Genomic DNA, 14052 nt, shown 5'->3' with positions numbered 1-14052 from the left:
ACTGTTTTCAAGCGAGTCTCGGACCATCCGGGGTCCGGCGCCATGAGGCAGATCAATCGGTCTCGACGCTGGCGAAATATCGTCCGGGCGTGACGCCGAATGCCTTCTTGAACGTGGCCACGAAGGCGCTCGGCCCCTCGTAGCCAAGCTTGTGCGAGACGTCTGAAACCGTGCGCCCGGAGGCCAGAAGCTCCAGCGCCCGGAACAGCTTCACCTGCCGGCACCACGTCCGGAAGCTCAGGCCCGTTTCTGCCTTCATGCGCCGTTCGAACGAACGCACGGAGACCGTGCAGTGCCGCGCCGCCTCTTCGAGCGAAGGTATGTGGGCGGGACATCTGACAATGGCCTCGCAAAGGGTTCTCAGCCTGCTGTCCTGCGGCATCGGCAGCTGCAGCGGTGCCGCCGGCAGCATCTTGAGCTGGTCGAGAATGACGGCAGCGATCCGTGCCGCAGGTCCCTCTTCCGTCTCCGCACGCGGGTAGGACATGAATTCCAGGATCAGCGAGCGCAACAGGTCGGTCACCTGGATCACCTGCGGGGTCTGCGGCAGATCGTGCGTGTGCTCCATCTGGACATAGACATATCTGAGGTCGGTGTCGGTCAGATAGCGCGTCTGGTGAGCCACCCTCGGCGGCAGCCAGACAGCTCTCTCGGGTGGCGCAAAGAACGTCCCGTGCTCGGTGTCGATCGCCAGCGAGCCTTTCACCACGTGAAAAAGCTGCGCGGCATCGTGGGCATGCCACTCGTTGAGGGCGCCGCGCGGCTGCGCTTTTGCATAGCCGATCAGGGGCGCTGCGACCTCATGTGTCGGAAACTCGGACAGTTCGGGATGAATGGACATGTGTCGGCCTCTGAAAAGGCGGTCGAAATCCGACCGGACAGGCAAATTCTGGCAACTCGGAGATATATCATGACAAAACAGCGCTAACACGCAAGTTCAAATCGGGACTAGAAGCTATCTGACGGCGCAGTTCAGAAACGTCCTGATTTTACGGAACCCGAATGAGCTACTTTACCCAAAGCGTGAATACGAACGAGCTGACCGGTTGGCGGTCTCCGGCGGTCCTGCTGATGATCATGGCCGGCGCCATGCAGCTGTCTTTCGCTGCCTGGTGGAACCTCATGAACAACTTCGCGGTTCAGGAGCTCGACTTCTCGGGTCGCGAGATCGGCATCCAGCAGTCTATCCGCGAAATCCCGGGCTTTCTGAGTTTTCTGGCCGTTTACCTGCTGCTTCTCATGCGCGAACAGACCCTGGCCTATGTCTCGCTTCTGCTTCTGGGGGTCGGCGTCGCGGTCACCGGCTACTTTCCGACGGCGTTGGGCTTCTATGTCACCACGCTGATCATGTCGATCGGCTTTCATTATTATGAGACCATGGCCCAGTCGCTGTCGCTCCAGTGGCTACCGAAGGCGACGGCCGCCGCCAGCATGGGCAAGATCATCGCCGTCGGCGCATTTGCCCAGCTGATTGCCTACGGGCTCATCTTCGTCGCGTGGAAGACCTTCGATCTCTCCTTCACCTTTGTCTTCGCGATCGCAGGCGGTCTCACACTGGTCGTCCTGGCTTTCCTGATGATGGCCTACCCGCATTTCAAGGAGGGCGTGCCGCAACACAAGAAGCTGATCCTGCGCAAACGCTACTGGCTTTATTACGCGCTCACCTTCATGGGCGGCGCCCGCCGCCAGATCTTCATGGTCTTTGCCGGGTTTCTCATGGTCGAACGCTTCGGCTACGACGTTCACGAGATTGCGGGCCTGTTTCTGATCAACGGCGTCTTCAGCATGATCCTGGCGCCGAAGATCGGCCACCTGATCGTCCGGTTCGGCGAGCGCAAGGCCCTGATCCTGGAATATATCGGCCTGATCGGCGTTTTCGTCGCCTATGCCTTCGTCTCCAGTCCCTGGGTCGCGGCCGGTCTCTATGTGATCGATCACGCTTTCTTCGCAGTGGCGATTGCCATGAAGACCTACTTCCAGAAAATCGCCGATCCGAAGGACATCGCGCCGACAGCGGGTGTCGCCTTCACGATCAATCACATCGCAGCCGTTTTCATTCCCGTCCTGTTCGGCTTCGTCTGGCTGATATCGCCGGCAGCCGTCTTCCTGGCGGGCGCGGCCATGGCCGCCGTCAGCCTTGTGCTCGCCTCGCTCATTCCGAGCAACCCCGAGGATGGCCGGGAGGTCGATTTCTGGTTCCGCAAACCGGCGGCACAGGCCGCCGAGTAGCACAGGTGGAAAAGAAAAAGCCCGCCGGTTTCCGGCGGGCTTTTTTTGTTCCGTGAATTGCGGTGCGTTATGCTTGGCGCTCCGGTACGTGCACGACGAGGCCGTCCAGTTCCGAGGTCACCTTGATCTGGCAGGACAGGCGCGACGACGGCTTCACGTCATAAGCGAAGTCGAGCATATCCTCTTCCATCGGCTCGGCGGACCCGGTTTTTCCGGTCCAGGCTTCATCGACATAGACATGACACGTTGCGCAGGCACAGGCACCGCCGCACTCGGCTTCAATACCCTGGACCATGTTCTTGATGGCATTCTCCATCACCGTCGTGCCTTCCGCGGCATCGATTTCGGTCTGGTTTCCATCGGCGGTGATAAAAGTGATTTTCGGCATCAGTCGCGTCCAAGCCTCGAATTGCGGGTTTCAGCTGATCCGAAATAAAGCTTCCACCGCAAAGGTCAAGGACGATGACGTATTCCGGGCACAAACTGGCCCGAAAGCAGTCCTGGGTCAGCCCGCCAGAAGGTCCCGGATGTAGGTATTGGCCTCGTCGACCGCCGCCACCAGTCCTTCCGTTGCCGAACCGGGGGTCTGTTTCATGCGCCCTTCGAGACTTTCGCACACTTCCGCCACCCGGCCGGCGCCGATTGCACGCGCCGATCCCTTGAGCGTATGCACGAGATCCAGCCGGACGCTCGTGTCGGTCTCCTTTGCGAGACGCTCAAGCGTTGAGGACGACTGGGATTTGAAAAGATGAAGAACCTGAACTTCGAGGTCCCGGTTCCCGAGTGTGTTCGTCGCCAGTTGCACCAGGTCTATCGGCGCTTCGGGACCGCAGCGGCCGCTGACGCGGGCCATCGATGAAGGGGCCATTGTCGGGCTCCAAGTTACTCAATACGCACCGCGCGGCACCTCGCCGGCGGCTTGGACTGCTCAAAAGTGTGCGCCCAAGACCCAAACACCCGGTTAAACAGGGCTGACAAACGCCCGACTCGACCGAATGTCCCCAAAAAACTGAAAGTTTGGTTAACGGCGCAAAATCCGCGACCGAAGCCGGTTTGAAAAAAAACGTTGCCTTTCCGCCGTTTCTCAAATCCGCGCCGCCGGAGGAACCGGGATCAGCCGTTAACTTTTTTTGCGAATACGACTTGAATTGAGAACTTCAAATGCAGCAGGGGTCAGCCGGCAAACTAGCCAGTTGGGCTTGATTGGGTTGGAAAACCAAGGCTCTGCCCACCCTGCATCGATGCAAGCCTTGATCGTTCGCGCCGGAATTTCCCGTCCGTTTTCATCGAAAAGAGGCAACTTGCCACCAGGTTGTTCAAGTCCTTTTTTCAACCAACGCTTTTGAACAGCGGTCAGAGTTCCGAGCCTGAGTGTCGTTTGAGAAGGCACCGAAGGCCCCTCTTCCACAACACCGTCCTTCTTCGATTTCGGCATCGAAACCGCCCCCTAAGTGATTCACGCCATTACAGTTTCTTGTTCGTTAGGAGAGATTGTGCCATTACAGTTGGTGATGCGGCAAGATGGGGAGCAGACCGTCTGGTGAAATAATGGCGGTTGGTCAGCGGCGGCCCCCCTCGCAAAAAAGCAGTTCCGCGATGTCGTGTGTCCAATGGCAGACGCGGAATGACGCATCAGATAGACTTGGGAACAGCCGCAGCGCGCGGCTAGCGAGTATTCCCGGCGTGTAATGAGTACGGACGTGAGGCGACCATAAATGGCAAATCCGACAAAGGCCAAGGATCCTGCGGAAGCGGCCCTGTCAGCAGTTGAAGAAGCCCTGAAGCTCGATTTCGGCGGCCCGGACGCGACTTTCAATTTTGATGACGCGGCCCCGGAAGCAAGCGCGGCAGCGGAAACGGAACCCGAAAAACAGCCCAAACCGCCCGCCTCGAGCGAACCTGCTCGCGAAGAACAACGCGCACCGCGCCGGCGTGGCCGCGGCGGACGTCCGCCGGCTGCCAATGACGATCGCCGGAGCATCGGCAACCTGATCTACGCCCTGCAACGCCGTCCCTCCTCTGCGCCGTTCTGGGGCGCACTGGCCCTGAGCGCCGTCTGGGCGGCTCTTGGCGGCAGCCTTTTCTTCTCCACGTTCTCCGAACAGGTCTCCACGCTCGACGCGCAGGCCCTGCTTTCCTCGCCTGAAATCATCCTCGCCGCCGTCGGAATTCTTGTTCCGATCATCTTCTTCTTTGTCATGGCCATGATGATCTGGCGCGCGCAGGAAATGCGCATCGTCGCGCGCGGCATGACCGAAGTCGCCCTCCGTCTTGCCGAACCCGAAGACATGGCCAAGGAGTCGATCCTGAGCGTCGGTCAAGCGATCCGGCGCGAAGTCGCCGCGATGGGCGACGGTATCGAGCGCGCGATCGCACGCGCGAGCGAACTCGAAGTGCTTGTTCACAATGAAGTTTCGTCGCTCGAGCGTTCCTACAACGACAACGAACTCAAGATCCGTGCGCTGATCGAGGAGCTCGTCAGCCAGCGCGAGTCGATCGTCATCAATGCCGAGCGCGTGCGCGAAACGATTGCCGGCGCACACGAGAAATTCTCCTCGCAGCTCTCCGGAACGTCCAACGAGCTTGGCGAGACCGTCGACCAGGCGTCACAGCGCATGATCGACGCAGTCAACAGCCGCGTTGAAGAACTGACTTCGACCGTCGACAGCCGCATCGAGTCCCTCGGTGCGACACTCAACGCCTCCGGCAACGAACTGGTCGACAACCTGACGGTGCGCGCGGAAGATTACGTCTCCCGCCTGTCGCTGACGGGCCACGAACTGGTCGACAACCTGTCGGAAACCGGCGCGACAATGTGGGAGACCCTGTCGGCGCGCGGCAACCAGGTGAACGAGCAGTTTGCCGAAACCGCCAATGCCTTTGTCGAGACGCTGACCGCGCGTGGAACCGAGATCAACGAAACGCTGGCCTCTTCCAGCACCTCCGTTGTCGCGACGCTCAGCAGCAAGGCCGACGAATTCCGCATGACGCTGGAAAACACCGGCGTCACGGTGGGCGACGTCATCACCCAGCGCGGCGAAGAGATCAATGCCAACCTGTCCCTCACCTCGGGCCGGTTGATCGATACGATCACCTCCAGAACCGAAGAACTCGTGTCCACGGTCGACACACGTGTCACGAATCTCGACGAGTCGCTGGCTGAAACCGGCACGCGCGTTGTCGAAAGCATCTCGGAACGCGGTCAGGCCGTGACCGACACGATTTCGATCCGCGGCGCCGAGATTGTCGAGACCCTGTCGGGCCGTTCAACGGAAGTTGCTGAAATCCTTCGCGGAACCGGCGAGAGCATCGTGGTTGACCTGTCCCTTCGCGGCGGCGAAATCGCGGCGAAACTCGACGAGACCGCCGGCTCCCTCACGCAGACAATCTCTGTCCGCGGCGGCGAACTTGCCGAGAAGCTGGACAGCATCTCGGAGCGAATCTATACGGCGATCTCCATCAACGGAACGGAGCTGGACGAACGCCTCACGGCCCGCAGCAACGAAATGGCGACGATGCTGGAACAGCAGACCGTCGGCTTCAGGGACACGCTGGAAAGCGTCTCCAGCCAGTTCGCGGCCGGGCTCGGAGAGCAAACCGGTACCCTCACCCAGACGCTCGCCGAAACCGGCACTCAGCTTGCCGAGCTCATCGGCACACGCGGCGACCGGGTGGCCAACGATATCAACCAGGTCAGCGGTCAGATTGCCGAAACGCTGGAACTGCGTGGCGGTGCCCTGAACGAAGGTCTTTCCACACGTCTGTCCGAGCTCGAGGAAATTGTCGGCGAGCGCGGCGGTCAGCTGATCGAAGCCTTCGGTACGAAAACCCTGCTTCTTTCGGAAGCCATGGACTCCCGCCTGTCCACGCTTGATGCCACATTTGCGTCGCGCATCGATACGATGGACGCCTCCCTTGGCAACCGGATCGCGGCGATCGACTCGGTCGTCGGCGGCCATGCCGCAACGCTCGATGCTGCCGTCGGCGGTCACGCCGCAACTCTCGAAGCTTCCCTGAGCAACCATGCAGCCGCGATCGACACGTCGCTGACCGACCGGCTGGCGGCTGTCGAGGCCGTGCTCACCGAACGCACGACGACACTCGACACGTCTCTTGGCAATCACGCTGCCTCGATCGATGCCACGCTTGGGAACCGGCTTGCGGCAATCGACACCAGCCTTACCGAACGCGCCGCAGCGATCGACGCATCGATCGGTGAGCGCGGCACGGCTCTCGACGCCTCTCTCGGCGAGCGCATCGCGTCCCTGGATTCCGCTCTCGGCGAACGTATCGCCACCATGGATAGCTCACTCGAACAACGCTACAACGCGATTGATGCGACCCTCACCAACCGCATCAGCTCGATGGACACGTCGCTCGAACAGAAATTCTCGTTGATGGACGAGACACTTGGGCAGAAATTCACGTCGATGGATGCGACCCTCACCGATCGCATCAGCACCATGGATGCGTCCCTGGAGCAGCGCAACAACGCCATCGATGCAACGCTTGCAAACCGCATCAGCACCATGGACACATCGCTTGAGCACCGCTTCTCGTCGATGGACGCGACACTTACCGACCGCATCAGCACGCTCGATGGGTCGCTTGAGCAGCGTTTTGCCTCCATGGATATGTCCCTTGGAGAAAAAATCTCCTTCATGGACACGACTCTCGAGAGCCGCTTCAACACGATGGATGCCTCGCTCGGCGCCCGCGTGACGACCATGGACGCAGCGCTTGAAAACCGCCTGTCCACCATGGACAGGTCCATCAGCGAGCGGATCACGGCGATGGATTCGTCCCTCGGCAATCATATCAGCACGCTTGATCTGACCCTCGACCAGAGGACCGCCTCCTTCGAGGCAACGCTTGAGGCACGCACCCAGATTCTGTCTGACGCGATCGAAAATCGCACGACGGGTATCAGCGACGCCCTGGAAGAGAAGACCCGGAACATCACCGACGTTCTGGCAGATCGCTCGGATGCCATCACGCTGCAACTTGGCCAGCGCATCGAGACCGCCGGCAAGTCCCTCGCCGAACGTGCGACGGAAATCGGCGACACGCTCTCGGAGCGCGTCGACGGCGCCGCTGCCTCCATGGCCGAGAAAGCCGAGCTTCTCTCCGCCTCCATGACCAGCGGTACCGATCGCATCGATGAAACCCTCGATGCGCGTGCGCGCCAGATTTCCGAAACGCTCATTTCACGGACCAAGGAGATCGCCAAGGCGTTCGTCGACGGTCAGGACGAGATGACCACCGCGCTCGACACCCGCCTTTCCGAGGCCGGGGACGTGCTCGGAAAGCAGAGCGAGCAGCTCACCGAGTCGCTGTCGGAGCGTATTGCCGAAATCAATGTGTCGCTTGGCGCAAAGGTCTTCGAGGTCGCCGAAACCCTGGACAGCCGCGCGAACCAGCTTGAAACCATTCTCAACGATCGCCTGGAGAGCATCTCCGGCACCCTCACCGGTGAGAGCGAGCGCGCACGCGACATTCTGACGGCCGTGATTTCCGAAGCCGGGGCCACGCTCTCCTCAGAAAGCACGCGTCTTCGCGACACCGTGCAGGAGGCCGTTGCGGCCGCAGCGGCATCGCTCTCCGATGAGCGCACGAAAACCGTGGAAGTCGTCGACACCGCTCTCAACCAGGCAACCGAGAAGCTCGCCGGCGAAAGCGACCGCATGCGCCAGATCGTACTTGGCTCCGTGGGTGAAGCCCGTGGCGTCCTGGAAGGCGAAAGCCAGAAGGCAGCCGACGTGGTCAGCAATGCGATGCACCAGGCAACCGGGGCGATGTCCGGCGAAAGCACCAAGATCCGCGAACTGGTCCTGTCCGCAGTGGCCGACGCGGCACGTGCCATGGCCGCCGAAAGCGAGAAGGCACGGACGCTCTATGCCGGAACGCTTGCAGAGTTCACCGGGTCGCTCTCGGGCGAAAGCGAGAAGATCCGCGGCGATCTTGCCAAGGTGATAGCGGAGATCTCCGGAAACCTGTCGGCCGAAAGCGAACAGGCCCGCGCGACGCTCACCAAAACGCTGGAAGACATCCGTGGACAGATGTCGAGCGAAGCCGGCATGGTCCGCGCGCGCGTCAACAGCGCGGTTTCGGAAGCCGCCGAGCTGCTTGTCGGCCGCGGCAACGATGTCGCCAACGAACTGATGGAAAAGGCGACGTCTCTGAACGAGGCCTTTGGCGAACGCAGCGGCGAACTGGCGCGTATCGTCGGAACCGACGGCAACGACCTGATCAATGCCATCGAGGCCCGCGCCAACGACCTGACCGGGCGTCTTTCGGAGGTACATGGTGCCATTCTCGATGCCATCACGGTCAAGGGCCGCGACGTCACGGAGACATTTGCCCATACCGGCCTTGATGCGACCCGGACGCTCGTCGAAGCGGGAGACCGGATCATTGCGAGCATCAATGAACGCAGCGAACGGGCCTCGTCACTCCTAAGCGACACGAAACAGCGGCTGGAAGCCGATGTTACCGAGATCCTCAACAAGGTCGAGGAATCCAACACCAACCTTCAGGGCATCGTCACGACGGCGGGTGAAAACCTCACAGAAGTGGAAGGCAATCTTGCCCGCCGGGCCGGTGAGTTCCGGTCCGCTGTCGACCGCGCCGTCCAGGAGACCAACCAGACCACGTCGCTCATCAACGAGCAGGTGTCCAACCTGCGCGATGTCACCCAGATAACGCTCGCAGACATCCAGAACCTGACCCACCGGTTCGGCGACCAGTCGGAAGAACTGACACGTGCTGCGCGTCATCTGGAAGACACCAACAAGTCGGTGGAGGGCCGGGTCTCCGAACGCCGCACGGCGATCGAGGAAGTTGCCGATACGCTTCTGGCCAAGACGGAAGCAGTCGACACCCTGATGCGGTCGTTCTCGCAGAATCTGTCCGACACGCTCGAATCGGCCGACGACAAGGCACGCGAAGCTGCAAACATGCTCGGAGCTGCCGCAGAGGCCGCCTCCAAGCAGGTCGCCGAACAGTTCGAGTCGATGCGCCTCACGGCGGGCATGGAAGGCCAGAAGGCCCGCGATGCCATCCGTTCGGCGCAGGATGACATCATCTCCGAAATGACCAAGACGGTCAGCGACGCTTCGGACCGCTTCAACGATGCCGCGGCACGGATGCGCGATGTCGCCCGCGAGGTGCACCACGAACTGGAGGCGACGCGTAACGAACTGAAACAGGGCGTTCTCAACCTTCCGGACGAAGCCGAGGAGTCCTCCGCGGCCCTGCGCAAGGTCGTGAACGAGCAGATCCGTGCGCTCACGGAGCTGTCGGAGATCGTGGCCAAGCAGTCCAACTCGCTTGATGTCTCACGTCCGCAGGCCCAGGCCGCTGCCGCAAGTGCACCGGCTCCGCAGCCTGCCCCCGCCCCTCAGAACTTCGCGCCCGAACCGCTGGCACCCCAGCGGCAGGCACCCGAAGCAGACCAGCGTCCTGCACAGCAGCCGCGTCCTGCGGAGTTGCGGCGTCAGCCGCCGGCACAGAACCAGGGTGGCAACCCCGCAGGCAAGGGCTGGGTCGCCGATCTTCTGCGCCGGGCATCGCGTGACGAGGATGCGAGCGCCGACACGAGCATGGCGCGCACACCGTTGCAGACCGTCGAAAGTCTCAACTCGCTTTCGGTCGACATCGCCCGCGCGATTGACCATGAGACCTTCATCGATCTGTGGAACCGGTACCGGAACGGCGAACGCAACGTGTTCACCCGCCGGCTGTACACGCTCCAGGGTCAGCAGACCTTTGACGAGATCCGTCAGAAATATGCGCGTGACCCGGAATTCCGGACCGCGGTCGAAAGGTACGTGTCTGATTTCGAACAGTTGCTGGCCCAGGTCTCGCGCAATGATCGGGACAACATGCTGGGTCAGACCTACCTCACCTCGGATACCGGTAAGGTCTACACGATGCTGGCACATGCAAGCGGCCGTCTCGACTAGATCTGGACGGACAACTCATGAAAAAGGCGGCCACGAGCCGCCTTTTTTGCTTTAACTGCCCGCAGGCAACCGCAAAGGCCGGGCCTAGGGTACGGACTCACAAATGAAGTTAATTTGGTTTGGATCGTTTTGACCAACTGCGAGGAGCGAAAGCGCAGGAAATGTGGTTCATTTTCAAGCCTTTCGCGACGATGCAGATGGCCAAGACGGCCAAATCCGAAGGACGGCAGAATGGCTTCATCTCGCAGCGTCACCGCGCCTGACCGGGCATAGAGCCCGCTCTGCGCACGCTTCCTTGCGAGATTTTTCCATTTCTGCCGCCAAATCAGCTTCATTTGCGAGTCCGTACCCTAATCCTGCGCCTCCGCGTCCTCCGACAGGTTGTCCCGGATGCGCTGTGCGATCGCCAGGAAACCGTATATGTCGTCTTCGCTCAGTCCGTTTAGCATCCTGCGTTCGACGGCAAGCAGCTTCGGCCCCAGGTCTTCATAAACTGCACGGCCTTCGGCGCTGAGCTCCAAAAGAAAACTTCTTCCGTCTTCAGAATGCGTGGAGCGTTTCAGGTATCCGCGCTCTTCCATCCGCTTGACGGCACGGCTGACAACGACCTTGTCCATGCTTGAGCGCGACACGATATCCGTTGCCTGAAGACCGGTTCCCGCTGCTCCCAGGATTGCCATGGTGCGCCACTCGGCCGGCATCATGCCGTAGTCGCGCTGATAAACGGCGGACAGGGCATTGGTGACATCGCTGTAGAATACCCTCACCTGATAGGGAAAAAACCTCTGCAGCTCGAAAGCGGGGCCGCTCTCACCCTCCCGGCTTTCCATCGGTTTCTTGGCGTTGCTGTTGTCGGGTCTGGTCATGATGTCTCGGCCGCAAGTCTCGGGTTCCCCATTTTAGGATTGACTTAGTTTCATTTGCAACTATTTTCGAGCATCGAATGCCGGGTTGTATCCCGATCGGGGAGTGATCGGATCTCGGCAGGCAAGTGGGAGGAAAACCATGAAATCGATCAAGTGTCTCTCTATTCTGGCCGGCCTGACGGCGACCGCCCTGTCGGGCGCTTTTTCAAGCGCCGTGGCCGACGAACTGGTTCTCTCGTCCTGGCTGCCGCCGAAGCACCCGATCGTGACGGGTGTCATGGAGCCCTGGGCAGAGCAGGTCGCGGAGGCGACGGAAGGACGTGTCACCGTGCGCATCCTGCCGAAACCGCTCGGGCCACCGCCCGCGCATTACGATCTGGCAGCGGACGGTGTTGCCGACATCACCTATGGCCTGCATTCCTTCACCCGCGACGATCGCTTCCTGCGCTCGCGCATCGGCCAGTTTTCCTTCATGGCCGACACGGCAACGGACGGATCCAAGGCCTATTGGGATGTCTATGGCGGACAGCTCGACGCCCAGGCCGAGCACCAGGGCACGAAACTCCTCGGTCTCTGGATCCACGGCCCCGGCATGTTTCACAACAACCAGCGCAGGATTGAAACGCCGGAGGATTTCTCGGGTCTGAAGATCCGCACGCCGGGCGGCTACATCGCTGATTTGTCTCAGGATCTCGGGATCACGACACAATTCATGGGACCGGGCGAGGTCTACGAAAAGCTCTCCCGGGGCGTGATTGACGGCGTTACGTTCCCGATAGAGGCGCTCCAGGCCTTCAAGCTGACGGACTACATCACCTCCTCGATGAGCGTCCCCGGCGGCATCTACAACACCTCCTGGTTCATGGTGATGAACGAGGATATCTGGGACGGCCTGTCCGACGAGGACAAGGCGGCAATCGAGAAAGTATCTGGAGCCGCGCTTGCGGAGCTTGCCGGCAGTGTCTGGGACGGCGCAGATGCGCGCGGAAACGCGTTCATTGCCGACAAGTCGGTTGAAGTCTACGAAGCACCCGCGCCTGTCCTCGGCAAGATCCGGGAACTTGCGGCCGCGCACGAAGCCGCCTGGGCGGACGCAGTCAAGGAAACCGGCTTCGACGGGGCAGCAGCCCTGTCCGAGTTCCGTAGCCAGACCGGTATCAGCAACTGATGACGCCGACTGATCCCGATAAGGGCGCATCACGCCGGACCAGCGGCTTCCGGCGTGGTGCCACCTTCCTGCTCGGTCTTGCCTGTCTCCTGGTGCTGGCGGCCATGATCGGGCTGACCTGCGTGGACGTCGTTGCGAGGTATCTCTTCAACAGCCCGGTCAACGGCGCCTACGAGTTGACGCAATTGCTGCTGGCCTCGCTGATCTTTCTCGCCCTGCCGCTCACGACTGCGGCAGGCGAACATATCGAGGTGGAGCTTCTGGACGGGCTCAAGAGCCGGGTCTTCAAGTATCTGGGCGCACTCTGCGCAGGCGTGGCGACCGTCGCCGTCTTCCTGATCATCGCCAGGGAGTTGTTCGAACACGCAGAAAAACTGCAGCGCCGCGGCCAGGTGACCGATTCCCTGGAAGTACCGCTCTACCTGATCGGCTGGCTCGGCACCGCCTCCTTTGCGGTTTCCGCTGTCGTCGCCGTTTTCTGGACACTCAGCCGTTTGCGCGAAAAGGCCTGATACGTGATTGAAGCACTGATTGGATTCGTTGCCCTTTTCGGCCTCGTTCTGTTGCGCGTGCCCATCGCCGTTGCCATGGTGATTGTCGGCACTCTGGGGTTCGCCGCCCTTCGAAACTGGAACGCGGCGCTGAACCTGCTCGGCAATGCAGCCTTCGACACGGGCCTCTCCTACACGCTCTCCGTGATCCCCCTGTTCATCCTGATGGGCAACCTTCTGACCATCTCGGGCGTCAGCCAGTCGCTGTTCAGCACCGCGCACAGCCTGCTGCACCGCATGCGCGGCGGCCTCGCCATGGCCTCGATCGTTGCCTGCGGCGGCTTTTCCGCCGTCTGTGGCTCCTCGCTCGCAACTGCAGCGACCATGTCCAAGGTGGCCATGCCCTCAATGCGCAGGGCGGGCTATGCCGACAGCCTGGCGACCGGCTCCATCGCCGCCGGTGGCACGCTCGGCATTCTCATCCCGCCGAGCGTCATCCTGATCATCTACGGCCTCCTGACGGAGGCCGATATCGGCAAGCTCTTCATCGCCGGGATCATCCCCGGGCTGCTCGGCGTGGTCTTCTATCTCGCCGCCGTCTACGTCACCGTTCTTTTCAAGCCTGCCCTCGCCCCCTCCGAACATGACGATATCGCGCTGGAACGCAAGGATGTCTGGGGCGTGCTGGCGGTACTCGGCCTCTTCGCCGTCATCATGGTGGGCATCTATGGCGGCTTCTTCACGCCCACCGAGGCAGCGGCCATCGGGGCGGCGACCGCGCTGATCATTGCGTTCCTGTCAGGTGGCCTGACCTTTGAAAAGCTCTTCACCGCCGGGCTCAACTGTGCGCGCACAACCGCGATGATCTTCGCGATCATCATCGGCGCGGAAGTCTTTTCCAACTTCATCAGCTACGCCGGCGTCCCGGATGCGCTTCTGACATTCGTCCAGTCGCTCGACGTCAACGCCTATGTGGTCATGCTTGTCCTGGTGCTGATCTACATCGTGCTCGGCGCAGTGCTGGAAAGCCTGTCCATGATCCTTCTGACAGTGCCCGTGTTCTTCCCGCTGGTCACGTCGCTGGATTTCGGAACCGGCATCCTCAGCGATCCGGACATGGTGCTGATCTGGTTCGGCATCGTCGTCGTTGTGGTCACCGAAATCAGCCTGATCTCGCCGCCCATCGGTCTCAATGTCTTTGTCCTGCGTTCCGTCCTCACGGACGTGCCGCTCCGGACGATTTTCGCCGGGGTCCTGCCCTTCTGGGCAGCCGATATCGTCCGGCTCGCGCTGTTGATTGCGGTACCGGCGCTGTCCCTGATGCTGATTTGATC

11 protein-coding genes are annotated in these 14052 nt (G+C 61.1%); 5 read left to right on the top strand and 6 right to left on the bottom strand.

The window, feature by feature from the left end; all coding sequences use genetic code 11:
• Window positions 1-52: 52 nt before the first annotated feature.
• Complete coding sequence (locus tag ACO08A_RS21205) at window positions 53-841, bottom strand: AraC family transcriptional regulator (protein ID WP_422037903.1); 789 nt, start codon at window positions 839-841, stop codon at window positions 53-55.
• A gap of 161 nt (window positions 842-1002) precedes the next feature.
• On the opposite strand from ACO08A_RS21205, the gene ACO08A_RS21200 reads away from it, so the two are divergent.
• Window positions 1003-2229 carry an MFS transporter gene (locus tag ACO08A_RS21200; RefSeq protein ID WP_422037902.1) on the top strand — a complete coding sequence of 409 codons (1227 nt, stop codon included), beginning with the start codon at window positions 1003-1005 and terminating at the stop codon, window positions 2227-2229.
• A gap of 67 nt (window positions 2230-2296) precedes the next feature.
• On the opposite strand, the gene ACO08A_RS21195 is transcribed toward ACO08A_RS21200, so the two are convergent.
• From ACO08A_RS21195 to ACO08A_RS21185, 3 genes are all read right to left on the bottom strand, one after another.
• Window positions 2297-2617: a 2Fe-2S iron-sulfur cluster-binding protein gene (locus ACO08A_RS21195; RefSeq protein ID WP_422037901.1), complete on the bottom strand. Its 321-nt coding sequence runs from the start codon at window positions 2615-2617 to the stop codon at window positions 2297-2299.
• Window positions 2618-2734: 117 nt separating this feature from the next.
• Window positions 2735-3097 (bottom strand): Hpt domain-containing protein, encoded by a 363-nt coding sequence (locus ACO08A_RS21190; protein ID WP_421983829.1) that lies wholly within the window; start codon window positions 3095-3097, stop codon window positions 2735-2737.
• A gap of 252 nt (window positions 3098-3349) precedes the next feature.
• The gene (locus ACO08A_RS21185; RefSeq protein ID WP_422037900.1) at window positions 3350-3664 is read right to left on the bottom strand and encodes a hypothetical protein; all 315 of its coding nucleotides are present in this window, start codon (window positions 3662-3664) and stop codon (window positions 3350-3352) included.
• A 280-nt stretch (window positions 3665-3944) separates the two neighbouring features.
• Between ACO08A_RS21185 and ACO08A_RS21180 the strand changes: the two genes are divergently transcribed.
• Window positions 3945-10193, top strand: a complete 6249-nt coding sequence (locus tag ACO08A_RS21180; protein ID WP_422037899.1) for an antitoxin — start codon at window positions 3945-3947, stop codon at window positions 10191-10193.
• Here ACO08A_RS21180 and ACO08A_RS21175 read toward each other — a convergent pair.
• Together ACO08A_RS21175 and ACO08A_RS21170 are read right to left on the bottom strand one after the other, a co-directional pair.
• On the bottom strand, window positions 10190-10528 hold the full coding sequence (locus tag ACO08A_RS21175) for a hypothetical protein (RefSeq protein ID WP_422037898.1): 339 nt from the start codon (window positions 10526-10528) through the stop codon (window positions 10190-10192). The genes ACO08A_RS21180 and ACO08A_RS21175 overlap by 4 nt on opposite strands.
• A 15-nt stretch (window positions 10529-10543) precedes the next feature.
• Window positions 10544-11059, bottom strand: coding sequence for a MarR family winged helix-turn-helix transcriptional regulator (locus ACO08A_RS21170; RefSeq protein WP_422037897.1), 516 nt, complete (start codon window positions 11057-11059; stop codon window positions 10544-10546).
• Between the two features lie 139 nt (window positions 11060-11198).
• Here ACO08A_RS21170 and ACO08A_RS21165 point away from each other — a divergent pair, with 139 nt between their 5' ends.
• From ACO08A_RS21165 to ACO08A_RS21155, 3 genes are read left to right on the top strand one after another with little or no spacing between them, the layout of a single operon-like run.
• Window positions 11199-12227 (top strand): TRAP transporter substrate-binding protein, encoded by a 1029-nt coding sequence (locus ACO08A_RS21165; protein WP_422037896.1) that lies wholly within the window; start codon window positions 11199-11201, stop codon window positions 12225-12227.
• Window positions 12227-12739 carry a TRAP transporter small permease gene (locus tag ACO08A_RS21160; RefSeq protein ID WP_422037895.1) on the top strand — a complete coding sequence of 171 codons (513 nt, stop codon included), beginning with the start codon at window positions 12227-12229 and terminating at the stop codon, window positions 12737-12739. The genes ACO08A_RS21165 and ACO08A_RS21160 overlap by 1 nt, the downstream gene beginning before the upstream one ends.
• A 3-nt stretch (window positions 12740-12742) precedes the next feature.
• Entirely contained in the window at window positions 12743-14050 is a 1308-nt protein-coding gene (locus ACO08A_RS21155; protein ID WP_422037894.1) for a TRAP transporter large permease, read from the top strand.
• Window positions 14051-14052: the final 2 nt, after the last annotated feature.

Source organism: Roseibium sp. (assembly GCF_965232425.1).
GTDB lineage: Bacteria > Pseudomonadota > Alphaproteobacteria > Rhizobiales > Stappiaceae > Roseibium.
The sequence above is the reverse complement of the archived record's forward strand: the minus strand, read 5'-3'. Positions and strand labels throughout refer to the sequence as shown.